This window comes from Micromonospora sp. NPDC048842 (assembly GCF_040649935.1).
Lineage (GTDB): Bacteria > Actinomycetota > Actinomycetes > Mycobacteriales > Micromonosporaceae > Micromonospora > Micromonospora hortensis.
This window is the reverse complement of record NZ_JBEZGK010000003.1, coordinates 139,383-163,420: the sequence shown is the minus strand read 5'-3', so window position 1 is coordinate 163,420 and position 24,038 is coordinate 139,383. Positions and strand designations below refer to the sequence as shown.

Here is a 24,038-nt window from a genome sequence, read left to right as displayed (position 1 = left end):
GATGTTTCCCGAGAGTCAAGGGTCCGAGTCCATCGTGATTCCCCGAACACGTTCCGCAGCTGTTCCACTTCGGACATCGCCGCTCGGGGGGACGACAGAGGTCACTCCGGCTGCGCGCTCAACCCGTCGAGGGCGACAGTGAGCACGTGATCGCGCTGGTCAGCACGGGGAAAGTGCCCGGAGGCAATGGCGCTGGTCAGGCGCATGACGTCGTCGATGGTCACATCGGCGCGCACCTCACGCGCCCGCTGGGCCCGCTCGAGCAGTGGTCCACCGGCGGCGTAGAGCGCCCGCCGGCACTCCAGGTAGGCAGTGGACTTTCGGTTCAGGCCGGCGGCCAGCGGCTGCTTCGCCCCGATGTATTTCACGAAGCGCCGCAGCCAGGCGTACAGCCCGTCGCGGGGGGCGAGGCTCTCGGCCTCCCCGGCAGTCGCGCACACCGCCTCGACCTCGGTGACGTAGACGTTCTCGATCAGCACCTCCCGCGTCGGGAAGTTGCGATAGAGCGTCGCGATGCCCACCTCGGCGCGGCGGGCGATCTCCTCCAGCGGAGCATCCGCGCCCTGCTCGGCGAAGGCGACCCGGGCCGCCGCCAGGATCGCGTCGTAGTTGCGGGCGGCGTCGGCCCGGTGCGGGCGGGCCACGCGCAGGTGGGTGAGGGCCGTCACGATGCCGATGTCTCCCAGCGCTAGCAACCGGAGGTCAGCTATCACTAGAGTGATAGTGCGCCTCCACTTATTCGGAGGTCTCCTATCAGTCTAGCCCGAAAGAAGGCGGACCATGTCCCCGACTCCCGCTACCCGTCGCGGGACCGCCCTGGCGCTCATCCTCGGCTCACAGCTGATGATGACGCTGGACACCTCGATCATCACGACCGCGTTGCCGCACGTGCAGCGGCAGTTCGGCTTCTCCCAGTCCGGGCTCTCCTGGGTGCAGAACGCCTACGTCCTGGCGTTCGGCGGACTGCTCCTGCTCGGCGCCCGAGCCGGTGACCTGCTCGGCCGCCGCCGCGTCTTCCTCGCCGGGATCGCCCTGTTCACCGCAGCGTCCCTCGCCGCCGGCCTCGCCCCGAGCGGCAGCTGGCTGATCACCGCCCGCGTCGTGCAGGGTCTCGCCGCCGCGCTCGCGGTGCCCTCCACGCTCGCGCTGCTGGTCGCCGACCACCCCCAACCGGGGGCCCGAGCCAGGGTGATCGCCCTCTACAGCGCGGTCATCGGCGCCGGCGGCAGCGTTGGCATCGTCGTCGGCGGCGTCTTCACCGACCTGCTCTCCTGGCGCTGGGGAATGCTCGTCAACGTCCCGATCGGCATCGCCATCGCGTTGCTCGCACCACGGTTCCTGGTCGAGACCGAACGCCGCGCCGGTGCGTTCGACATTGGCGGGGCGTTGACCTCCACCGGTGGCATGACCGCCCTGGTGTACGGCTTCATCCAGGCCGCAGCAGCCGGCTGGAGCGCACCGGGCACCGTTGTCTCATTGGGTCTCGGCGCCGTCCTGCTGACCGCCTTCGTGCTGATCGAACACCGAGCACCACAGCCCATCACCCCACTGCGACTCTTCCGCAGCCTGGAGCGCTCCGGGGCGTACGCCGGGCGGATCCTCATCGTCGGCGCGACCTTCTCCACCTTCTACTTCCTCAGCCAGTACCTCCAGGAGGTGCTGCACCTCAGCGCCCTGCAGACCGGCTTCGCGTACGTGCCCATCACCGGCATGTTCTTCGCCATGGTGTACGCCATCCGGCCCCTGCAGAACCGGCTCGGCCGCCCCATCCTGCTGGTGGCGGCCCTCGCGCTCGCGCTCGCCGGCATGGCGTGGCTGTCACGCATCTCGACCGGCTCCAGCTACTTCCCGGACGTGCTGCTGCCCCTGCTGGTGATCGGAATCGGCCAGGGCATCGCCATCATCCTGATGACCCAGGGCGGCGTCGCCGGAGTCGAACCGCAGGACGCCGGTGCCGCGTCCGGTCTCGTCAACGTCGCCCACCAACTCGGCGGCTCACTCGGCATCGCGATCCTCACCATCGCGTACACCCGTGCCAGCTCCGCCACCGACCCGACGGCAGGCTTCCACGCGGCCTTCACCGGCGCGGACGTCTTCTTCCTGATCGCCCTGTCCCTGGCCGTCGTAGTGGCCGTCGCGGGCCGCCGCGCCAACCGGCTGGCCGCCCTCCCGGTCACCTGAACGCCCCGGGGGCGCCCGGGGCCGCGCGCGCTGCAGGGCCCCCGGCGGGCGGGGCTGGGGCGGGCGGCGCTGGGGCGGGCGGCGCTGAGGCCTGGAGGGCTTAAGCGTGCGGGCCCCGAGGGGCTGTGCGGGCCGGCGGGCTGCGGGGCTGTATGGGTTGGCGTGCTGCCTTTGGAGCTGATGCCGCAAACGATTCAGCTCCAAAGGAGCCGGCCAACACCTCCGCACCCCGCAACGCAGAGGCGGGATCGGAAGTCACGGCGGCGGACCCCGTTGATCCGGCGACGCCGCCACTGCCGGAGGGCGCGGGAGGTGACCGCTGCGCTCGTCGACCGCCTGGCCCGGTGACGGCCGCGCGGTCAGCTCGCCGGACCGGCCTCGTGCCGGCCGGGGTCCCGAGGGTGGTACTCGGGGCGGAGCTTCGCGCTCGCGAACGCCGCCTTCACCGCCGCCGAGAGCGCGACGATGTCGTACGCGCCGTGGTGCCGTCGGCCGTTGATGAAGAAGGTCGGGGTGCCGGTGACACCGCTGAGGTCGGCGGAGTCGACATCCTCGGCGATCCGGTCCACGCCCATCCGCTTCACCATGTGCTCCCGGAACCCGTCCAGGTCCAAGCCGAGTTGTTCGGCGTAACCCAGCACGTCAGCGGGGTTGAGAGCGTCCTGGTGGGCGAGCAGCAGGTCGTGCATCTCCCAGAACGCGCCCTGCTCCCCCGCCGCCTCGGCGGCCTCGGCCGCGAGTTGGGCGCGCGGGTGGACGTCGGTGAGCGGCAGGTGCCGCCAGACGTACCGGACGTTGGCGAAGTCCGCCAGCAGCTCCCGGACCACCGGCTCGGCCTGCCCGCAGTAGGGGCACTCGAAGTCGCCGTACTCCACCACAGTCACCGGCGCATCGAGCGACCCGCGCACGTGGTCGCGATCCGCGTCGACAGGCAGCATCAGGTCGACTATCCCCTCGGTGACGCCCAGCAACGCACGGGTCCGCCGCGCCGGCGAGAGCCGTCCGACGGAGCGGAACACCAGCCAGGTGACCATTGACGCGCCGAGCGTCGCCACGAGGATGCCGAACTTCGCCTCGTCCAGGGCCGGGCCGTCCAGGGCATGGGTGGCGATCAGGAGCGCGACTGTGAACCCGATGCCGGAGATCGTGCCGACCCCCGCGACGGCGACCCACCCGACGGGCGGCCGGAACCGGTTACCGCTGAGCCGGGTCACCAACCACGCGGTGGCCACGATCCCGGCCGGCTTGCCGACGACGTACGCAACCACGACGCCGACCGTGACCGGAGAGGTCACGGCCCGGGCCAGCAGGTCCCCGTCGATCACGATGCCGACGTTGGCCAGCGCGAACAGTGGCACCACCACGTAGCTCGCCAACGGGTGGTAGAGCGTCTGCAACCGCTCGTTCGGCGACAGCGCCGAGGTGAGCCCGGCCCGGGCCATCCGGGCCAGTTGCGGGGTGGGCTGTTCCCGGAATAGGCGGAACTGGTCGCTGGCCCGTTGCAGGTCGCCTCGGCCGGGTGCGTAGGCGTAGGTCAGCAACCCCATCACCAGACCCACCGCGACCGGGTCGACACCGGACATCGAGACGGCGAGCCAGGCCGCCACCCCGAGCAACGCGTAGACCGGGCCGAACCGCACCCCGCAGCCCCGGACGAGCAGCACGACGCCGAAGATCGCCGCCGCGACGATCAGCGCCGTCAGCGAGGGGTGGTGCGGGTACGCGATGGCCAGCACCGCGATCGCCACCACATCGTCGACGACGGAGACGGTCAACAGGAAACCCCTCAGCCGTTCCGAGAAGCGTGGCCCGAAGACGGCCAGCGCGCCGAGCGCGAGCGCCGTGTCGGTGGCCATCACCGCGCCCCAGCCCGCCGCTGTGGTGTGCCCGGCGTTGATGGCGAGGTAGATGGCGATCGGCACGAGCATGCCGCCGACCCCGGCCAGCATCGGCAACGCCAGGCGACGCCGCTCCCGCAACTCGCCGATGTCGAACTCGCGGCGCAACTCCAGCCCGGCGACCAGGAAGAAGAAGGTCATCAGGCCGCTGTTGATCCAGGTACGCACGTCGTGCGCGACCTGCCAGTCGCCGAGCCGGACCGATAAGGAGGTCTCCCAGACCGACTCGTACGACGATGCGCTGAGGTTCGCCCAGACCAGAGCCGCCACCGCGGCGATCAGTACCACCCGCGCGCCGCCGGTCTCGGTCCGCAGGAACGAGCGCAACGGGGCGTTGAACCGCCTGTCCCAGACGGTCCGGCTGGTCCAGCCCCGGGGCGCGTTGTCGCTCGTCACGGGAACAATCTTCGTCGACCTGACCGTCACGTGGTCCGGATTGCTACTCCTCCTCAGCGAAGACGACGGCGCGGCGCCGTCGGATCGTCGGCAGGACGGCGACGACGAGCGCGACGAGCGCCAGGGCCAGCAGCGCCGCGGAGATCGGTCGGGTCACGAAGACCGACGGGTCGCCACGGGAGATGATCAGCGCGCGGCGCAGGTTCTCCTCCAGCAGCGGGCCGAGGACGAAGCCGAGCAGCAGAGGCGCCGGCTCGCACCCGCACTTGATCAGGACATAGCCCAGGATCCCGAAGAACGCGATCGCGTAGACGTCGTACGCGTTGGAGTTCAGTGAGTAGGTGCCGATCGCGGCGAACAGGATGATCATCGGGAAGAGCACCTGGTACGGGATGCGCAGCATGCGCACCCAGAGGCCGATCAGCGGCAGGTTCAGCAGCAGCAGGAGCACGTTGCCGATCCACATCGACGCGATCAGGCCCCAGAACAGCGCCGGCTCGTCGTTGATGACGTTCGGGCCCGGGGTGATGCCGTGGACGATGAACGCGCCGATCATCAGTGCCATCACCGGGTGGGCGGGCAGGCCCAGGGTGAGCAGCGGAATGAACGACGTCTGCGCGGCGGCGTTGTTCGCCGACTCGGGGCCCGCGACGCCCTCGATCGCGCCCCGCCCGAACTCCTGCGGCCGCTTCGAGATGCGCTTCTCGACCGCGTACGAGGTGAACGAGGCCAGCACGTGGCCGCCGCCGGGCAGGACACCGAGCGCGGCGCCGAGACCGGTGCCCCGCAGGATCGGGGCGACGATCCGACGCCGGTCCTCGCGGGTCGGCCAGAGGTTGGTCACCTTGCTGACGATCGCCGTGCGGGTCTGCTCGTTCTCCAGGTTGCGCAGGATCTCGGCCACCCCGAACAGGCCCACGGCGACCGACACGAAGTCGATGCCGCCGTACAGCTCGCGCTGCTCGAACACGAAGCGGGGCGTTCCGGTGTAGATGTCCTGGCCGACAGTGCCGAGCAGCACGCCGAGCGCGATCATCGCCAGCGCCTTGAGCGCGGTGCCCCGCGCCAGCGCGATCGACACGATCAGGCCGAACAGCACGAGTGAGAAGTAGTCGGCCGGGCCGAACTTCAACGCGACACTGGCCAGGGGCGGGGCCGCGGCGGCCAGCGCGACGGTGGCGACAGTACCCGCGACGAAGGACCCGATCGCCGCGGCCGCCAGGGCGGGGCCGGCCCGGCCCTGGCGGGCCATCTCGTGCCCGTCCAGCGCGGTGACCGCCGCTGACGACTCACCGGGCAGGTTGATCAAAATGGCTGTCGTCGAGCCGCCGTACTGTGCCCCGTAGTAGATGCCGGCCAGCATGATCAGCGCGGTGACCGGCTCGAAGCTGAACGTGATCGGTAGCAGCATCGCCACGGTGGCAGTGGGCCCGATGCCGGGCAGCACGCCGACTGCGGTCCCGAGCAGCACTCCCACGAAACAGTAGAGGACGTTCTGGACCAGCAGGGCCGTCGAGAAGCCCAGCGCGAGGTTGTCGAGGAGTTCCATGCCTCAATCCGGTTGTCGCGTCAGAAGCCCAGCCAGGGGCCCCACAGCGGGATCCGCAGCTGAAGTCCGACGACGAAGATGAGCGTGCTGGCCACTGTCAGCCCGGCGGCCACGGCCACCGCGGTGAGCAGCCGTACGCGTGCGCTGGCCAGGGTGGTGAGCAGTGCGGTCACCGCCGTCGTCGGTACGAACCCGAGTCGCCGGATGGTGAACCCGAAGAACAGGACCGCGAGCACGATGACGGCGACCGCCCGCCACGGGACCGGCCCGAACGCGATCACCTCACCGGCGATGAGCCCCTTGCCGGCGATCGCCAGGCCCAGGGCGACCACTGCCGCGCCTACCAGCAGCGGGAAGGCGCCCGGGCCCATCCGTGTGGGGGTGCCCAGCTCGTAGCCGAGCGCCCCCACCACGAATGCGCCACCGATCAGGACGAAGATCCCCCCGGCGAGGACGTCCGGGAACGACCGACGGCGCTCCACCTCAGGAGACCTTCACCCCGGAGTCGGCAATGATCTTCGCCCAGGTGCCGAGCTGCTCGTCGAGCTTCGCCCGGTGCGCGTCCGGGGTCGCGTCCTGTGCCGGGACCGGCGCGGTGCCCAGCTTGGCCATCTGGTCGATGACCCCCTGGTCGGCCAGTGCCACCTTCAACGCCTCGGACAGCTTCTGCACGATCTCCGGCGGCGTGTCGGCCGGAACGTAGAGACCGTGCCACACGCTGACCGTCAGCTGCGGCAGCCCGGCCTCGGTGGTGGTCGGCAGGTCGGGAAGGCTCTTCACGCGCTCGGGTGTGGTGACCGCGTACGCCTTCACCTTTCCCGCGGCGATCTGGCCGCTGGTGTTTGTCGTCTGGTCGCACATGAAGTCGACCTGGCCGCCGACGAGGTCGGTCAGCGCGGGACCGGTGCCCTGGTACGGGACCTCCTGGAGCTTCACACCGGTGGTGCTCTGGAACAGCAGACCGCACAGGTGCGACGCGGCGCCGATGCCGGCGTTGGCCAGCGTGACCTTGTTGGCGTTCGCCTTCACGTGGGTCACCAGGTCCTGGAGTGTCGCGGGCGCGAAGTCCTTACGCGCGACGATCGTCATCGGCACCTCGGTGACGAGCCCGACCGTCTCGAAGTCCTCCAGGGGCTTGTAGCCCAGGCTCTTGTAGAGGGCGGGCGCCGTCGACATGCCGATGTGGTGCATGAGCACCGTGTAGCCGTCCGGCTTGGCCCGCGCGACATCGCCGGCGCCGACGGTGCCGCCGGCACCCTCGACGTTCTGGACGACGATCTTGCCGCCGAGCTTCGCGGCCATCGGCCCGGCGATCATCCGGGTGACGGTGTCGGTCGGGCCACCCGCGCTGAACGGCACGACGATCGTGATGTTCTCGTCCGGATAGTTCGCGGCGTCCCCTCCGCCGGCGGCACCCCCGTTACCCGAACAGGCGGCGGCGAGCGAGACGACACTGATCGCGGCGATCACCCGCGCGGTGGCCCGGTACCTGCTGGTCGTTCGCATACGGCGACCTCCCCATCAACGCATGGACATCCCTCGGCGCGTCAGTGGCCCCTAGTCTCGGCTGGTCGAGGCCCGGATGGTGTCAGAAAAATCCCAAGAACCCGGGCCGACACGAGTACCGATCCGGCCGTACACTTCGCCGGTATGCGGATAACCGTCATCGAGGATGACGACCGCGTGGCGCGGGGTCTGGTGACCGTCCTGACCCAGGCGGGCTTCGAGGTTCACCGCGTCGCCACCGCCGCGGAAGCCGAGCGCGCCGCGCCGTCCGACGTGGTCCTCGTCGACCTGGGTCTGCCCGACGGCGACGGGCTCGACGTGATCCGCAAGTTGCGCGACCACCCGCAGACCGCAGTGATCGCGGTGACCGCGCGATCCGAGGAGCACGAGCGGGTTCGTGGCCTGCGCGCCGGCGCCGACGACTACATCGTCAAACCGTTCGGCGTCCCCGAGTTGCTCGCCCGGATCGACGCCGTCCTGCGGCGAACCCGGGCCGCTCGCGCCACCGGCCAGACCGACGAGCCACTCGTCCTCGGCCCGATGCGGATCGGCGTCGGTACCCGCGAGGTCACCGTCGACGGCGCACTCGTGCCATTGACCCGCAAGGAGTTCGAACTGCTCCTGCTCCTGGCCCGGCGGGCGCCCAACGTGGTCAGCCGCGACGTCATCCTCGACCAGATCTGGGGCGCGTCCTGGGAGTCGTCGAGCCGCACCCTGGACACCCACATCGCGGCGCTGCGACACAAGCTCGGGCCGGGCGTGGTCATCCGGACCGTCCACGGCGTCGGCTATCGGCTGCTGGCCGACCAGCCGGAGCTGATCGGCTGACCGCGTGCACCGCCGGCTGCTCGTCGTCCTGGTTCCCCTCGCGGTGCTGCTCGTCGCGGCGCTCGGGGTGCCGCTCAGCATCACAGTGGCCGAACGCGAGATGCAGGAGACGTACGTCAACCGTCTCAACGACGTCGGCCGGTTCGCCTCGCTGGCCGAGACCGCGCTGTCGACAGGCCGCACCGAGGCGTTACAGCAGGAGCTGACGCGGTACCACGAGCTCTACGGCATCCCGGTCGCGCTGATCGACACGTCGGGCGCGGTGCTGCTCGGACCGACCGACGCGTACCAGAAGGCGGCGCGCGCCGAGGCGGGCTTGCCCCGGATTGTGACCGCAGCGCTTGCCGGCGCGCGCTCCGAACCGTCCTGGGAGTGGGCGCCGTGGGACGACTCCGCACTCGTCGTGGCGGAGCCGGTCGGCCGGGACAGTGAGGTCGTCGGCGCCGTCGTGACGATCTCCGACCTGTCCCGGACGCGCGAGCTCATCCTCGTACGCTGGGCCCGGCTGGCCGGGCTCGGGCTGCTGCCGTTGCTCGCGTTGACGGCCGTCGCGTGGCCGGTGTCGGCGTGGGTGCTGCGGCCGGTGCGCAAACTCGACGCGGCGACCTCACGGATCTCCGAGGGCGACCTGACCATCCGCGCCGACGCCGAGGCCGGCCCCATCGAGCTGCGGCGGCTGGCGCGGTCGTTCAACACCATGATGGACGCCGTCGAGAACGCCGCCCAGCGACAGCGCGCCTTCGTCTCCGACGCGTCACACCAGTTACGCAACCCGTTGACCAGCCTCCGGCTCGCCGTGGAGAGCCTCGCGCCACACCTGCGGTCCGACGGCGACGGACAGCAGGTGTACGACGTCGCCGTCGACGAACTCAAGGCGATGCAGCGGATGCTGAACTCGCTGCAGGCCAGCGCGCGGATGGAGAGCCTCCGGACGGCGTCACCGGTGGACCTCGACGAGGTGCTGGCGACCCGGGTGGACCGGTGGCGGGCCCTGACCGCCACGGCCGGGCAGACGCTGACTGTCGACGTACCCCCGGGGTTGTGGTTGCTGGAGCCACCGGGCGGCCTGGGCAGCATCCTGGACGAGCTGATCAGCAACGCGTTGCGGCTGTCCGACGCGCAGGCCGTGGAGGTGACCGCGCAGGTCGTCTCCGCTGGCCCGGGCGCCGTCACGGTCGCCGTCAGCGACGACGGCCAGGGCATCGACGTGTCCGAGCGGGCGCAGGCGTTGCAACGGTTCTGGCGCTCCCCTCGGCACCAGAACGTGTCCGGGACCGGCCTGGGCCTGGCGATCTGCGCCGACCTCATCGGGTCGGCCGGCGGTGAGCTGCGGCTGGAGGAGGGCCTGCCGCGCCCGGACGGGTCCGGGCACGGGCTGGCCGCGGTGGTGGTGTTGCCAGTCGCACCCGCGTCGACGCCGGCCTGACAACCCCCGTTCCCGGTGACCGGGTCAGCGTTTGCGGTCGCGGGGTCAGCGTTGCGGTCGCGGGGTCAGCGTTGCGGTCGCGGGGTCAGCGTTGCGGTCGCGGGGTCAGCGTTGCGGTCGCGGGGTCAGCGTTGCGGTCGTGGCCTCAGCGTTTGCGGTCGCGGAACCAGGCCGCCGCGCCCGGATGCAGTGGGACCGACGCGGTGGAGATTCCGGTACGCACGTTGATCTGCCACGCCTCCGGAAGGGCCTCGGCGCCGTCCCGACCAGCGGAGGTGATCGCCCCGGTGTGCCGGAAGACCGTGTCGGTGATGGAGTAGACCAGGTCATCAGGCAGGTCGTCGCGCGCTAGCAGCACGTTCGGCACGGCGACGGTGCGGGTCGCCGGAACTCCGGCATAGGCGGCCGCGTGGATCATGGCCGGGGCGTACGGACCCGGGTATGCCGTGAACAGCCCGTCCGCCTGCGCGTCCAACGGAATCAGCCGGATCGGGTGCCGCTGCGCCAACTCGGTGATGGCGGGCGTCGGGACGCCGGTCAGCGAGAACATCGCGTCGATAGTGCCGTCGCGCAGCGCCCCCGCCGACCCGGCCTGGCTGAGGTTCCAGCGGTCGGCTTTGAGCGGGCCAAGCTCCAGGACCCGCCGCGACGTGAACTCGGTGCCCGAATCGTGCGCACCGAGGGACACCCGCTTGCCCTCAAGGTCCCGGAACTCGCCGATCGCCGAACCGGCCATGACCACGAGATGCAGATGGCTGTCGTAGAGCCGGCAGATCGCCGACAGCCCTCCGGGCGCGCTGCCGTCGCTGGTGATCAGCGCGTCCAGGCTGGTCAGCCCCAGGTGCACCTCCCCGGCCCGCAGCATCCGGATGTTGTCGGTGGACGCCCCGCTCGGCACTGTGGTCACAGTGACACCCGGCACCTGCTCGGAGATGTGCTCGGCCAGCGCCCCACCGATCCGCCGGTAGACCGCCCCCGCCGGCCCGGTAGCCAGTCGCAGGTGGACCTCATCCGCCGCAGGCTGCGGTGAACAACCGACAAGCAGCCCACTGCCAGCCAGCAACACCGCCCGCCGACTGAACCGCACCATGCCGAGATGATACGGACGCCCCGCCCCACTGCGCCGATCTTGCAGTTTCGGTCGTCGATTTGCGGGGCTCTGCGTCATTAGTCGCGACAGAAAGTGCAAGATCGCGGCGTGACCCGGTTGATCATGGAGTTGTGGTGCCCGCTTTGGCGTGATGATGGGGGCTTTGTTGCCCACCACAACTCCATGATCGGCGAGGTGGCGCGGGTTGACGAAAGGCCCGCTCTGCCTAGCGCAACGCTCTTGGCATTCACACTGGGGCATGCACGCAGCGCCACCGGTTGATAGCGTGCCGGTGATGTCGCCGGTTGCCGCCGGCAGTCCCCTGGGGAGGGTCGACGTGTGGGCGGACGACGCTGCGCTCGACGCGGCGGAGCGCCGGCTCGACGAGTGGGAGACGTCGCTCGCCGAGCGGGCGGCACGAGCGAAGACTCTGTCGGCGACGATGCGGGAACTGACCGGCACCGCCCACAACGCCGACCGAACTGTCGACGTCACAGTCGACTCGGCCGGCCTGCTGATCGACCTGCGGCTCGACGAGCGCATTCGGCAACAACCCGCCGCGCACACCGCTCGGCAGATCCTGGAGACCACCACTGCCGCGCGCGCCGACCTGCTTCGAAAGGTGAGCGACGCAGCCACGGAGTCGATGGGCGACGACGCGAGCGCCCAGGCCATCATCGACTCGTACCGCAGCCGGCTTCTCCCCGACCCGGATTCAAACGATGTCCCCCGGTGACGGCATCCAGGTCGACCCGGACGACCTGACCGCCCACGCCGCACGCCTCGATCGCTGTGCCAGCAGCCTCGACACCGCCCAGCAGGCAGGGCAGCACGTCCGGTTGGGCGCCGACGCCTACGGGCAGCTCTGCGCGATGATGCCGGTGCTGCTCGACGGCCTCCAGCGCACCCTGGTCGACAGCATCGGCGCCGCCGCCGCATCGGTACGGGACACGGCCGGCAAGCTGCGGGTCGGAGCGGACCGCTACCGAAGCTCCGACGCCCACGCCAAACAGCTACTCGACGGGGTGCGGCGGCACCAGCTCGGTGAGGCGCGGCAGCGCTGGTGACGTCGAACCCGCTCGTCGCCGCCGCTCCGGGCACCCCGCCCAGCGCCTGGGCGGGCGTGTGGATCTGCGAGGACATCGAACTCATCGCGCAGGGCGTCCGCAACGGCAGTTGGATCGACGGCAGCCTCGGCGTCGTGAGCGCCGGCCTGGACGCTCTCGCCTTCGTCTCCGACCCGGTCGGCGCCCTGCTCCAGTACGGGATCGCCTGGCTCATCGAACACGTCAAGCCGCTCAGCGAGGCGTTGGACTGGCTCGCTGGCGACCCGGCGCAGATCACCGCACACGCCCAGACCTGGCGCAACGTCGCCGGGTCGCTCCGCGACGACGCCGCCGAACTGGCTCGCGCGGTGCGCACCGACGTCGCCGGTTGGGGCGGCAGCGCCGGCCCTGCCTACCGGGCCTGGACCGCCGAACAGCAACAGGCCATCACCGGCCTCGCCCAGGGCGCCGACACCATGGCCGCGATCACCGAAGGCGCCGCCGGCCTGGTGGCCGCCGTCCGACTCCTGGTCCGCGACGCCATCGCCACCTGCGTGTCCCGCATCATCGTGTACGCGGGCGAACTCCTCATCACCGGTGGGCTGGCCGCGCCGCTGGTCGTGGAGCAGGTGACGACCTTGGTGGCGTCGTGGGGGGCGCGGATCGCGCGACTGCTGCGGGGGTTGCTGGCCAGCCTGCGACGGCTGATTCCGGAGATGCGCCGGCTCGCTGACCTGATCGAGAAGCTCAAGCAAGCCCTCAGCCGACTCCTGAAAGGTGAGTCGCCACCGAGCCGGAACACACCAGAGCCTGAGCCGCCTCGCGAAACCCCCGGCCATGCGGTGACGGAGCAGCAACGAGTCCACGATCTCGGCATGGATCCAGCCACCGGAGGGTTTCGTCCGGGCGAGGCGGAGACGGCGGTCCGTTTGGAGCAAGAATTGGGCGTGAGGCTGCAGCGCGCACAGGCAGACTCCTCTGCCGACTGGGTCGACGAGGCCGGACGGACCTACGATGCGGTTGGCAACTTTCCGGCCCAGTTCTTTGACCGGCAGTGGCCTCAACTGCAGTATCAGATTGAGCGACACTTAGACAAGGCAGACCTGGTGCCGGTGGACGTCACGAAGTTCACCCCGCAACAGGTGGCACGAATCGAGCAGTTCATAACGGACCGGGGCCTCGGTCCGCGAGTATTCATCGTGGGGAAATAATGGCTAGCCTCATCGTGCTGAAACCCGGCGTCGACTGGACCGCAACCGGAGGGCTCTTCGACTGGACGCTGGAGTTCTTGATCTCCCGCCTCTCGGACGGGCAGACTGCCAACCACCTGCAGGAGATCGTCGACAACAACCTTGGGTCGTTGTGGATCGACGACCTCCCCGCCGCAGCACAGCAGGAGATCGTCAGCCACTGGCGCAACGGGCTGGTGACGGCTGGCGAGCGACAGCTGCCGGAGACCGAACACAAGGTCGACGTCATTCGCCATCTCCAGGAGCTGGTAGATGCGACCTATTCCGCAGGGTTTCCAGAGGGGCAAGACTCTGAGTAGCCAACGAGACCATGCGGCCCGGCCAAGTGGACAACTGTCTGCGGGTGCGGTAGGAACGGTCGTTCACGTCTTCGGCGGCGCCCCGCCCATGTACGACGTCGAGTTTGCCGACACCGATGGCCGCACCGTCGCCATGGTCACGCTCCGGGCCGACCAGGTAGTGCAGCGCGATGGCCACCTTTGACGAGTGGCAGACGGCGTACGACGTCGTCTACTGTGCGCTGCCGGCGGCGTCAGATCTCGCCTGCCCGAACTGCCGGCAGCGGACCCTACGGATCGTCTTTACAGCACTGCCCGCAGCCAATGCCGGGTACGTTTCATTCTGGTGCGACACCTGCCTGGAAGGGATCGTCGTGTGTCGGGCACCTATTCCAGACGGAGTCACCGTCCGACCGATGGACGCGCCGCCTGAGGAACGCAAACCTCGCGTTCCTAACTACCGTCTTGCGACATGACGACGGATTGCGGGCAGGGCCCGCGGCGATTCCCAACCGAAGCTGACTGAGGGCGCCGATGCCTGCCGCAGATCGAGCAGTAGATCGACGTCATCCTCCGTGACCGGCTGATATTCACCTCGGTCCTGGTGCCGGTTCAAGGTGTTGGCTGTCGTCAGCCGCTGGTAAGGCGACCTTCCTCGTCGAAGCGGAGACGGCCGCTGGTCAGAGCGACGTGCAACCCGTACCGGAGTAGCTTGTCGATCTTCTCGGTGCGGCGGCGGTAGCCGAGCCTCTCCAGGCCGGCGCGCAGCAGCCGCTCCTCGTCCATGCTCGGTATGCCGTGCAGCGCGTGCACGAGTGCGTTGGCCACCTCCTCGGGTGGCACCTCCTCGAACGCCCGGTCGTTGCTCGCCTGCGTGACCCGGTACCCGCGGTAGGTTTGCGGGTCGGCGTCATCGGGCCAGGCGTACCGGCTCACGGTCGGGTGCGTATACAGGCGACGGGAGTCGACGAGGGAAAGTACGGCGGTGCGCCGGTCCTCCCGCGTCCGGAGGAAACCGAACCGGGCAAGAGCGAGGCGTGCCAGTCGGTGCTGCTCGATGGGCCCCTCCGCCTCGATGATCTCGCGGAGCGCGTGCCGCATCAGATCGCGTATCCGCCGGTCGGTGGCCAGGAGGTCCAGGTCGGCCTGATCTCCGAGCGAGGTTGGGACGTACGGAACGAATGGGCTTGCCGTGATGGCGTCGGCGGCCGACGCCGCCATGACCGGTACGGCGTTGGTCGCCGCGGCGAGTGCCGTGAGGGGTGGCGCCGACGCGCCCCGGAGGGGCTCTTCGTCCACCGCGAGACGCGGCTGCGGCAACTCGGCGGCCGGCGCCGAGCGTGGCTGCTCCACGTCCGCTGCGGGGCGCGGCTGCGGCAGCTCGATGCTCTCCGGAACCGCCGACGACTCGGATTCGGGTCCGGCGGTCGTGGGGGCGTCGGCTCCGGTGACCGCTTCGTCGACCCGGTCGAGCAGCGCCGCCCGGTCGTGGATCCACGCCGGCAGCCAGAACCGCACGACCTCCGACCAACCCATGATCGAGCGGAGGAGCGCGGGCGCCGAGTCCCGGTCGGCGACCGTCGGGCGTGCGCTCCAGTCCGGGCCGTCGAGCATGACGGCCACCTGCCACAGCGGTGAGCCTGGTCTGCGTACGGCGATGTCCACTGTGAAGTCGGAGAGGCCGTGCGAGGTACGGACCTCGTGGCCGCGGGCGCGCAGCGCCGCGGCCACCTCCTCGCGGATCCGGCTGCGCCGCTCGGTGCGGTCGGTGGCGAGGTCGCCCAGGCGCTCCGCGCCGGCGGCGGCCATCTCGCAGTAGGCCCGCAGGTGCTGGGTGCCCAGCGCGGACGTACGGGACAGGTCGATGTCGGACGGGTCGAACGACGAATAGAGGACGATCTGACGGCGGGCGCGGGTGATGGCCACGTTGAGCCGCCGCTCGCCGCCGGCCTGGCTCAGTGGACCGAAGTTCAGCGGGAGCTGACCGGTCTCCAGGTTGGTGGAGAAGGCCAGGGAGAACAGGACGACGTCCCGCTCGTCGCCCTGCACGTTCTCCAGGTTCTTTACGAAGATCGGCTCCGCGACCGCGCCGGAGAGGTGCTCGCGGATGACCGGATCGGTGCTCTCCTCCAGCAGGTTGAGGATGAGGTCCCGCTGCTGGATGTTGAAGGTGACCACGCCGACGGACTGGGTGACGGTCGCCGGGTCGTGCAACCGCCGGGTGATGTCCGCGAGGATCGCCCGTGCCTCGACCTCGTTGGTGCGGGATCCGCCCCGGTCGTACTGACCCTCGACGCGCCGCCAGCTGACGCCCGCCGAGCTGGCGGCACCGGGCGACGGGAGGCTGGAGAGCTTGTTGTCGTAGTAGTAGCGGTTGGAGAAGGCGATGAGTGACTCGTCGTGGCTGCGGTAGTGCCAGGACAGCCACCGTTGCGGTAGTCCCGACTCGACGGCCTCGCTGAGGATGCTCTCCAGGTCCTCCGGCACCGGGCCGTTGCCCTCGTCGACCTCGTCCACGCTGTGGCTGGCCTGCATGATGCTGCTCGGCGGCATCTGCCGGGAGTCGCCGACCACCACCACGGCACTACCCCGACCCATCGCGCCGATCGCCTCCGCCACGCGAATCTGCGAGGCCTCGTCGAAGATAACCAGATCGAAACGTTGGCTCCCCGGCGCCAGGAAGTTCGCTGCGGACGCGGGGCTGACCAGCACGCACGGGGTCAGTGCAAGCACCGCGTCTGGGTACTGCTCGAACAGCTCCCGGAAGGACCGCCCGCCCCGCTTACGGCGCAGCTCCGCCGCAAAGTCGGCGAAGCGGCCCCGCCGGTCGGCCGGGCTGAAGGGGCGGCGCCGGACCAGCACCGACGGCAATTGCGTCGGCAGCGCGGAGCGCAGCTCACCGGCCGCCGTCTCGAACTGGCTGATCTCGTCGTCGTGCAGTTCCGGGTCGAAGTACTGCAGGCCGCCGGCCCGTACCCGCTCGGCCAGGGACGCCGTCGCGACTCCCCGCCGGTAGACCTCCTCGGCGAGATGCGCGGGCACCTCGGCGCACAGCAGCTGGTCCCGATAGTCGGCGAGGCCGGCCGAGGCGAGCACGTCGGCGTGGGCCAGGACGGTCGCCCATCGGCGCAGCGGGAACAACTCCTCGGCCTGCAACTCGTGCAGCCAGGCCGCGCCATCGCGCTGCCAGGCATCGGTCCAGTGCGAACCGCCGGCCCACCGGGGCAGCTCGGCCTCACCGGAGCGCAACACCCCGCGCCAGGCCCGCCACCGCGAGGCGAACCGGTCGAGGAGCACCGCGCCCACATCGGTGAACCCGCCGTGAAACAGCTCCCAGGCCTGCGGGTGCCGGGCCAGGAGCGTCCGGCCGACCCGGGTCGCCTCGATCGCCTCGGTCAGCCGCTGCTGCGCGTTGGGGTCCGTCGGCTGCCACTGCGACAGCCGCAGCCCGCCCACAGCGGCGACATGCTGGTAGAGGGCCGCCGCCTGCGCCTGGGCGGCGACCAGCCGACCGGTGGCAACCTCCACCCGCTCGACGTCGAGCGTCGCACCGGCAACCAGGTGCACCGCCAGCCGATCCACGATGGCCTGCCGACGCTTGCGCTTACCGATCAGCTTCTTCGCCGCCTCCTGGGCCTCACCGTGCCAGGCGGTCAGCTCAGGTCGAGCGAACACGTCCGGCCGGAAAGTGGCCAGCTCACCGGCGAAGCCCTGCCGGAAGGCCGCCAGGTCCGCCTGGAGCCGGGCCACCGCCTCGTCCCACCGTCGGTCGCTGGCGCGCACTGTGGTCTGCCGGTCTGGCAGCAGTCCGCGTACGGCGAGCCAGGCGCCCGCCTGCAGCTCGCTCACGGTCTCCGGGGCGGGCAGCGTCCGCAGCAACTCGACCAGGTTCGGGTGGGCGGCGAGGTCGGCACGGAGGCGTTCGAGCTCACCGGCGATCTCGGTGACTGCGGCGCCGTGCAGCCCGTCGAGGGTGCGGCAGCCGCTGATCGCCCACGGATGCGCGGCCCGGAGTCGGGCCGATCGTGCGGCCGCCGGGAACTCCCGCAGCGTCGTCTCGACCTGCGCGCGCGCCGGGGCGGTTGCGTGCAGATAGGCCACCGGGATCGGGGCGACCGGGCCGTCCCCGTACGCCAGGGTCTGCTCGTAGGCCGACCAGAGCGACATCCCGACGGGGTTGGTGCTGTGCACCTGGGCCGGGTACTCGGCCAGTGGGGCGAGCCGCGTCCGGTAGGCCGTCTCGACGGCCGTCCAGGTGCCGTCGCCGCCCTGGTCGTACTGGTCGAGCGCGTCACGCAGCTGCTGACGGATCGCGTTGAGGGACTGCTTGCGCCCGTGCAGGTCGAGCGCGAACGGCCCGAGGCCGATCTGCTTGAGGCGGCGCTTCACCACCTCCAGGGCGGCCTGCTTCTCGGCTACGAACAGCACCGACCGCCCCGCACTGACCGCACGGGCGATCATGTTGGTGATGGTCTGGGACTTGCCGGTGCCCGGCGGGCCCTCCAGGACAAAGGAGTGGCCCCGCTCGGCGCGCACGATGGCCTGCATCTGCGACCCGTCGGCCGGAATCGGCAGGTGCAGGTCGGCCTCGTCGACGGCGATCTCGACGTCGTACTCCGGGCGGGCGGGGTCGTCGAACGTGGCGCCGGAGGACTCGACCAGGTGCCGGACGACCGGGTTCTCCATGAACCGGGGCCAGTGGTCGGTGAGGTCCCGCCACATCTGGAAGGTGGAGAACTGCAACAGTCGAAGGCTGGCGGTCTCGTCGATGCGGTAGTTGAGCCGGTTGTCGAGCAGCCCGGTGTTGATCGCGGCCAGGGTCTTGGCGATGTCGATGCCATGCTCGTCGAGGACCGGTCGCTCCAGCTCCGGGATCCGCACGCTGTGCTTGACCCGCAACCACTCGATCAGGCAGTAGTTCGGGCTGGCGACCTCGGTGCCGTCGATGACCACCGCGTACGGGCGACGGCCGCTGCCGCCCTCGATACGCACCGGGAGGAGGAACAGCGGCGCGTACGCCTCTCCCCCGGTCGTCTTGGTGTGGACCAGGGTGCCGATGGTCAGGTAGAGGTAGTTGCTGCCGGTCTCCTGCTCCATCGTGCGTGCCTCGCGCTGCAGCGCGCGCATCGCGGTCTTGTAGCGGGTGTCGGTGACCGCGCCGTAGACCCGGCGGTCGGTACGCAGCTCCCGGGTCAGGATCTCGGCGTCGAGGTCCTGCGCCCGACGTGCCCCGGCCAACTCGTGGACGTGACTGATGTCGTCCTGCGGGATGACCTGCACCTGACGGCCGTCGTGGATGAGGTCGTCGAGCAGGGCCAGCGCACCCACCGGCACGTGCAGGTCCAGGCCGCGGCCACGCTTGGGCAAGTTGAGCAGCGGGTTGCGCAGGCTCAGGTCGAGCAGGGACTTCTTCCACTGCTGGACCCGCGCCGGTGACCCGTCGGACTGCTGCGGCACCTCCTCGCCCTCGTCGGCGAACTGGCGCAGCTTCGCGGCGGCAACGCCGGGTGGAAGGTCGAGGGAGGCTGTCATCTTCGCCGTTGCCTCGGCGTGGACCGCGGCGGGCGCGATCAGTTCGTCGGCTGACGGCAGCGGGCGGATCCCCGAGCGATGGGCCAGGTGGACGTCGACGACGCCCTGCATGCGTTCGCCGTCGCCGCGGAAGTGGCCGAGCCCGACGCGTACCGCCTCAGTGAAGGTCGCCGACTGCTCGCCCGGCCCGATGCGGGTCAGCTCGACCGGCACGGCCCGGCCGGAGTCGACCATCGAGATCAGCAGGTTGGTCTCGGTCACCGCGGCCGAGCCCAGCCGTTCCTCCTCCAGCAGGAAGCCACCGAAGGCATGCCCCGCCCTGATGAAGATGAGCGGGTGCAGCCCCGCCGCCTCCAGACAGGCTGCGTACGTGACGGACAGGTCGAGGCAGTTGCCGAGCCGCCCGTCGAGAACCGCCGCTGTCGTGCGCACCTTCTGGCCGGTGTTCTCGAAGGACGCCGGCAGGGTCTGGTAGGTGATCTCGAGTTGACGCAGCGCCTCGTACACCGCGCCGGCGATCAGCGCCGCCCGCTCCGAACCCTCCTGGTAGCCCTGCAACGAGCCGGAGCCGGTCCGCGCCAGGAGGATCTGGGCGGCAGCCCGCAGAACCGCCTCCACCGCTCGGGTGTTCGGCTGCACGAAGGCCGCAAGGCTGTCGTACAGGGCAGGGCTGTTGAACCACTCGTTGTGCGCCAACACCCGTGACGGCGCGACCAGCCGCAGTGTCTGCTCCTGCGCCTGCACCCGGAGGGTGTAGTCGACCGGGAACGCCTCGTCGGTGCGGTACAGCAGCACGCGGTCAGGCGTGATGTCGCGGAAGTCGTCCCAGCTCGTGCTGGCCCCGGGCCGCAACGGCGCAGCGAGGGTACGCGTCCACGGCTCGGTCAGCGCGCCGTCCGGGCCTCGCAGTTCCAGCGTCAACGTAACATCGGTCAGCGGCACCGCACCCCGGTTGACGAGCGTGAGGTGGCGGACCAACGGCACCCGGTTGTGCACCAGGGCGGCGTTGATCGCCGGCTGCACGATCAGCCCAACTTCGAGCTGGTCGTCGTCGGCGGTGAACTGCGCGAAGACGCTGTCGGACATGGGCGTTTCTCCAGGTGGGAGACCAGGGAGGGCCAGCGTAGCGGTCAACCAACCGGTGGAGAGGGCCCCGGCCGTACGACGATCTTGAAAGTCGTACGTCTGGGGCAGGATGTGCGCCATGACGACGCAACACCAGCACCTGGTCTACGGCCACGCCACGGCGCACGACTGCCTCGCCTTCGCCGACGCCGGCACCGCGACCGAGGAGGCCGCGGAGATCCGGGCGCTCGCCGCCGCGCGCACGCGGGGCGAGGCCCGGCAGGTCCGAATGGCCCACCTGTCGCACCCCGCCGGACCCGACTGCTACGAGCCGGAGGACGGGTACGCCGACGACAAGCCCTTCGACATCAAAGAGGTGGGCGCGGTCGTGGAGGGGTATTGGCCCCCGATGGTCACGACGCGCGCGCTCGACGTCCTGCCACAGGACCTGCGGGACCGGTACGCCAAAGTCGTACTCACGGTTCACAACGGCGAGTACCTCGATGTTCCAACCGACTCCGAGGCCGAGCTGGTGGCGGAGCTGCGCGGACGCGGCTACGAGGTGACCCGCGACGACGAGCTCATCAACCTGCTCGACGGCTTCAACCTGGGCTCGCTCACCGCGTGAGGCGTGGCGAAGACCCCTGCATCGCCTGCGAGGGTTGACGCTGGTCGGTCCGACGCGGGCCGGGGTCTCCGTGGCTGGTCCTCATCGTCGGCGCTTGTTCAGACTTGGAAGGCCACCTGACACAGTCCGCACAGTGCCGTCCGGGTTACTCCGGCCTGGCTTCTGTTGGGCCTCTGTCACTCGCCGACCGGCGAGGTCGGAGGCGCCCAGGTTGACGACGACCCGGTCCGGCCGCTGCCAGCTCCGCAGGTGCGCCAGGGCAAGCTGTCTGTCGACGATGCCGGTGAGCGCACGAATCGCCGGCATCGCCCGGGACGGGTCAGCGAGCAGGAGATGGGCGACATCGGCTGGGGTCAAATGCCGCGGTGAGGCGTTGCCGGCTGAGATGAGGGATCCGTGAATTTCACCATCCTCAAGCCACAGCCACACCGGCAGCTTGCCGTCGCCAGCCCGCATCACTGGGGTCGTCGACGGGATGCTCAGCGTGGTGGATGTCTGCCTGGCTGCGAGGTGGGCTCGTAGGGCAGTCGCCAGCTGCGCCTGCCGCCGCGTGGTGGACGCCTGCCTGGCCGCAAGGTGGACTCGTAGGGCAGCCGCCAGCTGCGCCTGCTGCCGCGACAGGGCCGCACCGTCGGCCGCCGAGCGAGACAGGGCCACCTGACCCGACGATGCCTTCGGACGGAGTTGCGGCGGCCTGGTCGGTGCGGCTCGCCGTTCCGCCGCTCGCCGTTCCTCCATGAACCAGCCGGCGAACGTCCACTGCTCCCGCGTGAAACTGACCGGGATGGCCTCGGTCAGGTCTGGTGCCGACGTGTTCTGAACGGAGAGTTGGGCGTGTCGCTTCGCCTGTTCGGTCGGCGTGAATGACCCGATATGGAGGATCGCGGCCAGCGGTATCCGCCTGACGTAGGCCTTCGGCCACGGCAGCAACCGCCAACGCCGGAGGACAAGGTGCTCCTCCTCGAACCTGGCGTCCCAACGCCGAACGACCATCCCCGCCACCTCCCGTGCTGCGCACGTTAGCGGCCTGATGATCATCACTGCACTCGGCACAACGGGCAGTTGAGATGCCGGATCGTCTGGTTGTGTCAGCGGCGCAGCCGGCGAGTGCAGTTGCCGTCATGGCCGTCGTGCAGGAGGCAGCGCCGGCCGCCAGGCAGCCGCAGGTCGCAGAAGACCCGGTGCCGGAGGCACTGCCGGTCCTCCTCGGAGACGGTGCTCTCCCCCGGGTCGGTCATCGGCAACACCAGCATCCACCGGCCGATGACCCGGGCCAGACGTTGCGCGGCAGCCAGGTCGTTGGCGACGACGGGCAGGTGGATGACGTATCGCTGGCTCATCGGGCATCGCCGCGCTCATTGCGGGCGCGGGCCTGATCGGTCTGCCAGCGGCGCAGCCCGGCCTTGATCCGGGCGGTCTCGCGGCGGCTCTCGGCGAGAGCGGCGTAGACGGCGGCCATGTCGCCGGCAACCCGGTCGAGGAAGGCGTACACGTCGTCGGGGTTCAGACCGCGACGCCCGAGCCCGGTCGGTGGGAAGCAGCGCTCACGCACCTGCCATGGCAACAAACTGGTGTACACGGCAGACCGGTAGGTCGCACCATCGCCGACTGGGGTTGGTCGCTGGTTGCGAGCGTTCATGTTCATCCACCTTTCTGATCGTGGACAGTGGGGGTCCGCTCGCTCATCCGGTGCGGCAGACACACCCCGCCTTGACGCCGCAGCTTCACACAGCGGTACGGCATCACCGCTGCTCAGCGAGGGTTGTTCGGGGAAGCACGGCGGCGGTTCGGGGGACCGGCCGGCCGCCGTGCTGGGATCAGCCTGCGATGGGCGGGAGGGAGACGCAATGTTTCGGGCAGCGATTTCGCCAGCGTGCATTGACTTTCTTTACTGCAATCCAGGTGAGTTGCAGGAGCGGCTGATGCCGTGTTGCGGGGTGGAACAAGGGAGCGCGCGGATACCCGAAGGCTTGGACCAATCGTGAGCTGTAGCGGTTGGCGGAGGGCTGCCAGGACGGGGCGGAGACTGCTCCGGGTGAGTTAGCGGATTGAGAGCGGACCGGTGGCGTCGGCGGATTCGCCCATCTCAAGCTGGCAGGCCATCACCTGGTGTCGGCACTCCTCGACAAGATCCTGCTCCTCGTCCGACTGATCGAGGTCCCGGGCCAGCGCCGCGAACGCGTGATGGGCCTGCCGGAAGTCACCTGCGAGCATCAAGAGGTTCGCGAGATCCACTCGTAGCGCCACGATCTCGCTGGTGATCCACTCGCCACCTTGCGGCACCTTGCGGAGGGCCCGCTCCAACATCTCGGCTGCCTGCACGAAACGCTCGTTCTCGGCGAGTTCCCTCGCCTGCGCCCGCAACTCCAGCAGGTTCTGCGGGGATCTTTGCGGCGGAACCGGTACGGGGGCGGTGTGCGGTGCAGTGCTGGAGAGCGTGTTGTCCGTTCGGGCGGCCAATAGCCCCGGAGAGTCGCCGTCGTCGAGGAAAGGCATCAGTAGCTGACGAACCTCGCCAGCCGATGCTGGCCTTTCCGCTGGGTCCTTGGCCAGCAGGCAGTAGATGAGGTGCGCCAGGTCATCGGGAACGTCCGATCGGTACTCAGTGATGATGGGAATGGGTGCATCGATATGACGGCGCATCATGTCCGGGGCGTTTGCCGCCTCATACGGAGGGTTCCCGCCAAGCATCTCGAAAAGGATGCAGCCCAAGGCGTACAGATCGGCAGCAGGCCCGACAGGGCCACCCTGGGCCTGCTCGGGTGCGATGTAGGCGGGAGTCCCTAGCGTCCGCCCGGTTACGGTGAGTCGGGATGCTTCGGCCGGGCCGAGCAGTGCCGCCACACCGAAATCGAGCACCTTGACCACCCCCGCCGGGGTGATCATGAGGTTCTGGGGCTTCAGGTCACGGTGTACGAGGGAGGCGGCGTGGGCGGCCACGAGCACCGAACAGACCTGGGCGGCAATGGCCGCCGCCTCGCTGACAGGCAGTCGTTCCTGCTCGGCGATGTGGTCGGCGAGGACGATTCCCGGCACGAGCTGCATGACGAGGAAGAGATCTTCACCGTGTATGCCCAGGTCGTGCACAGCCGGCACACCGGGGTGGTCGAGCCTGGCTGTCGCTCTCGCCTCCCGCCGGAAGCGCTTGCCCGCCGTCTCACGCTCGTCCTCCGGCACCTCCAACTGCCGGAGAAATTTGATCGCCACCGGCCGGTCGAGTCGCTCGTCGAAGCCGGCCCAGACCTGGCCCATTCCTCCGCGACCGACCGGATACGTCAACTCGTACCGGTCACCGACACGATCCCCCGCTTGCACCTACAACCTCCCCCGCATCGCGCGCCGACCCCGCCTGAGCAGGAGCGGCA

At 69.9% G+C, this 24,038-nt stretch carries 20 protein-coding genes; 9 read left to right on the top strand and 11 right to left on the bottom strand.

Annotated elements, in window-relative coordinates; genetic code table 11:
* Positions 1–101 precede the first annotated feature (101 nt).
* Positions 102–713 (bottom strand): helix-turn-helix domain-containing protein, encoded by a 612-nt coding sequence (locus AB0C19_RS05670; RefSeq protein WP_357179929.1) that lies wholly within the window; start codon positions 711–713, stop codon positions 102–104.
* A gap of 67 nt (positions 714–780) precedes the next feature.
* Between AB0C19_RS05670 and AB0C19_RS05665 the strand changes: the two genes are divergently transcribed.
* Entirely contained in the window at positions 781–2,181 is a 1,401-nt protein-coding gene (locus AB0C19_RS05665; protein WP_357179926.1) for an MFS transporter, read from the top strand.
* Between the two features lie 359 nt (positions 2,182–2,540).
* Here the strand turns inward: AB0C19_RS05665 and AB0C19_RS05660 are convergent, their stop codons facing one another.
* Genes AB0C19_RS05660 through AB0C19_RS05645 form a run of 4 tightly spaced genes read right to left on the bottom strand, consistent with a single transcriptional unit; the run spans position 2,541 to position 7,530 of the window.
* A complete protein-coding gene (locus AB0C19_RS05660) occupies positions 2,541–4,475 on the bottom strand; it encodes a Na+/H+ antiporter NhaA (protein ID WP_357179923.1) in 1,935 nt (644 codons plus the stop codon).
* Between the two features lie 43 nt (positions 4,476–4,518).
* Entirely contained in the window at positions 4,519–6,024 is a 1,506-nt protein-coding gene (locus tag AB0C19_RS05655) for a tripartite tricarboxylate transporter permease (RefSeq protein ID WP_238686983.1), read from the bottom strand.
* 20 nt (positions 6,025–6,044) lie between these two features.
* A complete protein-coding gene (locus AB0C19_RS05650) occupies positions 6,045–6,506 on the bottom strand; it encodes a tripartite tricarboxylate transporter TctB family protein (protein ID WP_357179920.1) in 462 nt (153 codons plus the stop codon).
* A 1-nt stretch (position 6,507) separates the two neighbouring features.
* Positions 6,508–7,530 (bottom strand): tripartite tricarboxylate transporter substrate-binding protein, encoded by a 1,023-nt coding sequence (locus tag AB0C19_RS05645; protein WP_357179917.1) that lies wholly within the window; start codon positions 7,528–7,530, stop codon positions 6,508–6,510.
* 144 nt (positions 7,531–7,674) lie between these two features.
* Between AB0C19_RS05645 and AB0C19_RS05640 the strand changes: the two genes are divergently transcribed.
* Positions 7,675–8,358: a response regulator transcription factor gene (locus AB0C19_RS05640; RefSeq protein WP_357179914.1), complete on the top strand. Its 684-nt coding sequence runs from the start codon at positions 7,675–7,677 to the stop codon at positions 8,356–8,358.
* 4 nt (positions 8,359–8,362) lie between these two features.
* The gene (locus AB0C19_RS05635) at positions 8,363–9,784 is read left to right on the top strand and encodes a HAMP domain-containing sensor histidine kinase (protein WP_357179911.1); all 1,422 of its coding nucleotides are present in this window, start codon (positions 8,363–8,365) and stop codon (positions 9,782–9,784) included.
* A gap of 145 nt (positions 9,785–9,929) precedes the next feature.
* Here the strand turns inward: AB0C19_RS05635 and AB0C19_RS05630 are convergent, their stop codons facing one another.
* Positions 9,930–10,874 carry a TAXI family TRAP transporter solute-binding subunit gene (locus AB0C19_RS05630; RefSeq protein WP_357179908.1) on the bottom strand — a complete coding sequence of 315 codons (945 nt, stop codon included), beginning with the start codon at positions 10,872–10,874 and terminating at the stop codon, positions 9,930–9,932.
* Between the two features lie 295 nt (positions 10,875–11,169).
* Between AB0C19_RS05630 and AB0C19_RS05625 the strand changes: the two genes are divergently transcribed.
* The 5 genes from AB0C19_RS05625 (at position 11,170) to AB0C19_RS05605 (ending at position 13,653) form a co-directional block, all read left to right on the top strand.
* Entirely contained in the window at positions 11,170–11,610 is a 441-nt protein-coding gene (locus tag AB0C19_RS05625) for a YbaB/EbfC family DNA-binding protein (RefSeq protein ID WP_357179905.1), read from the top strand.
* Positions 11,597–11,941, top strand: a complete 345-nt coding sequence (locus tag AB0C19_RS05620) for a type VII secretion target (RefSeq protein WP_357179901.1) — start codon at positions 11,597–11,599, stop codon at positions 11,939–11,941. Before AB0C19_RS05625 ends, AB0C19_RS05620 begins: the two co-directional genes overlap by 14 nt.
* A gap of 134 nt (positions 11,942–12,075) precedes the next feature.
* Complete coding sequence (locus AB0C19_RS05615; protein ID WP_357179898.1) at positions 12,076–13,131, top strand: WXG100 family type VII secretion target; 1,056 nt, start codon at positions 12,076–12,078, stop codon at positions 13,129–13,131.
* Positions 13,131–13,469, top strand: coding sequence for a hypothetical protein (locus AB0C19_RS05610; protein WP_357179895.1), 339 nt, complete (start codon positions 13,131–13,133; stop codon positions 13,467–13,469). The genes AB0C19_RS05615 and AB0C19_RS05610 overlap by 1 nt, the downstream gene beginning before the upstream one ends.
* The gene (locus AB0C19_RS05605) at positions 13,423–13,653 is read left to right on the top strand and encodes a DUF4926 domain-containing protein (RefSeq protein ID WP_357179892.1); all 231 of its coding nucleotides are present in this window, start codon (positions 13,423–13,425) and stop codon (positions 13,651–13,653) included. Before AB0C19_RS05610 ends, AB0C19_RS05605 begins: the two co-directional genes overlap by 47 nt.
* 425 nt (positions 13,654–14,078) lie before the next feature.
* Here the strand turns inward: AB0C19_RS05605 and AB0C19_RS05600 are convergent, their stop codons facing one another.
* Positions 14,079–20,066: a DUF4011 domain-containing protein gene (locus tag AB0C19_RS05600; protein ID WP_357179889.1), complete on the bottom strand. Its 5,988-nt coding sequence runs from the start codon at positions 20,064–20,066 to the stop codon at positions 14,079–14,081.
* Between the two features lie 118 nt (positions 20,067–20,184).
* On the opposite strand from AB0C19_RS05600, the gene AB0C19_RS05595 reads away from it, so the two are divergent.
* Positions 20,185–20,673 carry a hypothetical protein gene (locus AB0C19_RS05595; protein WP_357179886.1) on the top strand — a complete coding sequence of 163 codons (489 nt, stop codon included), beginning with the start codon at positions 20,185–20,187 and terminating at the stop codon, positions 20,671–20,673.
* Positions 20,674–20,754: 81 nt separating this feature from the next.
* On the opposite strand, the gene AB0C19_RS05590 is transcribed toward AB0C19_RS05595, so the two are convergent.
* The 4 genes from AB0C19_RS05590 to AB0C19_RS05575 form a co-directional block, all read right to left on the bottom strand.
* Positions 20,755–21,675 (bottom strand): hypothetical protein, encoded by a 921-nt coding sequence (locus AB0C19_RS05590; RefSeq protein ID WP_357179883.1) that lies wholly within the window; start codon positions 21,673–21,675, stop codon positions 20,755–20,757.
* An 86-nt stretch (positions 21,676–21,761) separates the two neighbouring features.
* On the bottom strand, positions 21,762–22,013 hold the full coding sequence (locus AB0C19_RS05585; protein ID WP_357179880.1) for a hypothetical protein: 252 nt from the start codon (positions 22,011–22,013) through the stop codon (positions 21,762–21,764).
* A complete protein-coding gene (locus tag AB0C19_RS05580; RefSeq protein WP_357179877.1) occupies positions 22,010–22,318 on the bottom strand; it encodes a DivIVA domain-containing protein in 309 nt (102 codons plus the stop codon). The genes AB0C19_RS05585 and AB0C19_RS05580 overlap by 4 nt, the downstream gene beginning before the upstream one ends.
* A 395-nt stretch (positions 22,319–22,713) precedes the next feature.
* The gene (locus tag AB0C19_RS05575; protein ID WP_357179874.1) at positions 22,714–23,988 is read right to left on the bottom strand and encodes a protein kinase; all 1,275 of its coding nucleotides are present in this window, start codon (positions 23,986–23,988) and stop codon (positions 22,714–22,716) included.
* Between the last annotated feature and the right edge of the window lie 50 nt (positions 23,989–24,038).

What these genes read in the sequence shown, in the direction of transcription:
- AB0C19_RS05625 (WP_357179905.1), top strand. Translation starts at nt 11,170, where the DNA reads ATGTCGCCGGTTGCCGCCGGCAGTCCCCTGGGGAGGGTCGACGTGTGG.
- AB0C19_RS05630 (WP_357179908.1), bottom strand. Translation starts at nt 10,874, where the DNA reads ATGGTGCGGTTCAGTCGGCGGGCGGTGTTGCTGGCTGGCAGTGGGCTG.
- AB0C19_RS05655 (WP_238686983.1), bottom strand. Translation starts at nt 6,024, where the DNA reads ATGGAACTCCTCGACAACCTCGCGCTGGGCTTCTCGACGGCCCTGCTG.
- AB0C19_RS05645 (WP_357179917.1), bottom strand. Translation starts at nt 7,530, where the DNA reads ATGCGAACGACCAGCAGGTACCGGGCCACCGCGCGGGTGATCGCCGCG.
- AB0C19_RS05610 (WP_357179895.1), top strand. Translation starts at nt 13,131, where the DNA reads ATGGCTAGCCTCATCGTGCTGAAACCCGGCGTCGACTGGACCGCAACC.
- AB0C19_RS05585 (WP_357179880.1), bottom strand. Translation starts at nt 22,013, where the DNA reads ATGAGCCAGCGATACGTCATCCACCTGCCCGTCGTCGCCAACGACCTG.
- AB0C19_RS05600 (WP_357179889.1), bottom strand. Translation starts at nt 20,066, where the DNA reads ATGTCCGACAGCGTCTTCGCGCAGTTCACCGCCGACGACGACCAGCTC.
- AB0C19_RS05640 (WP_357179914.1), top strand. Translation starts at nt 7,675, where the DNA reads ATGCGGATAACCGTCATCGAGGATGACGACCGCGTGGCGCGGGGTCTG.
- AB0C19_RS05620 (WP_357179901.1), top strand. Translation starts at nt 11,597, where the DNA reads ATGTCCCCCGGTGACGGCATCCAGGTCGACCCGGACGACCTGACCGCC.
- AB0C19_RS05595 (WP_357179886.1), top strand. Translation starts at nt 20,185, where the DNA reads ATGACGACGCAACACCAGCACCTGGTCTACGGCCACGCCACGGCGCAC.
- AB0C19_RS05580 (WP_357179877.1), bottom strand. Translation starts at nt 22,318, where the DNA reads ATGAACATGAACGCTCGCAACCAGCGACCAACCCCAGTCGGCGATGGT.
- AB0C19_RS05605 (WP_357179892.1), top strand. Translation starts at nt 13,423, where the DNA reads ATGCGACCTATTCCGCAGGGTTTCCAGAGGGGCAAGACTCTGAGTAGC.
- AB0C19_RS05665 (WP_357179926.1), top strand. Translation starts at nt 781, where the DNA reads ATGTCCCCGACTCCCGCTACCCGTCGCGGGACCGCCCTGGCGCTCATC.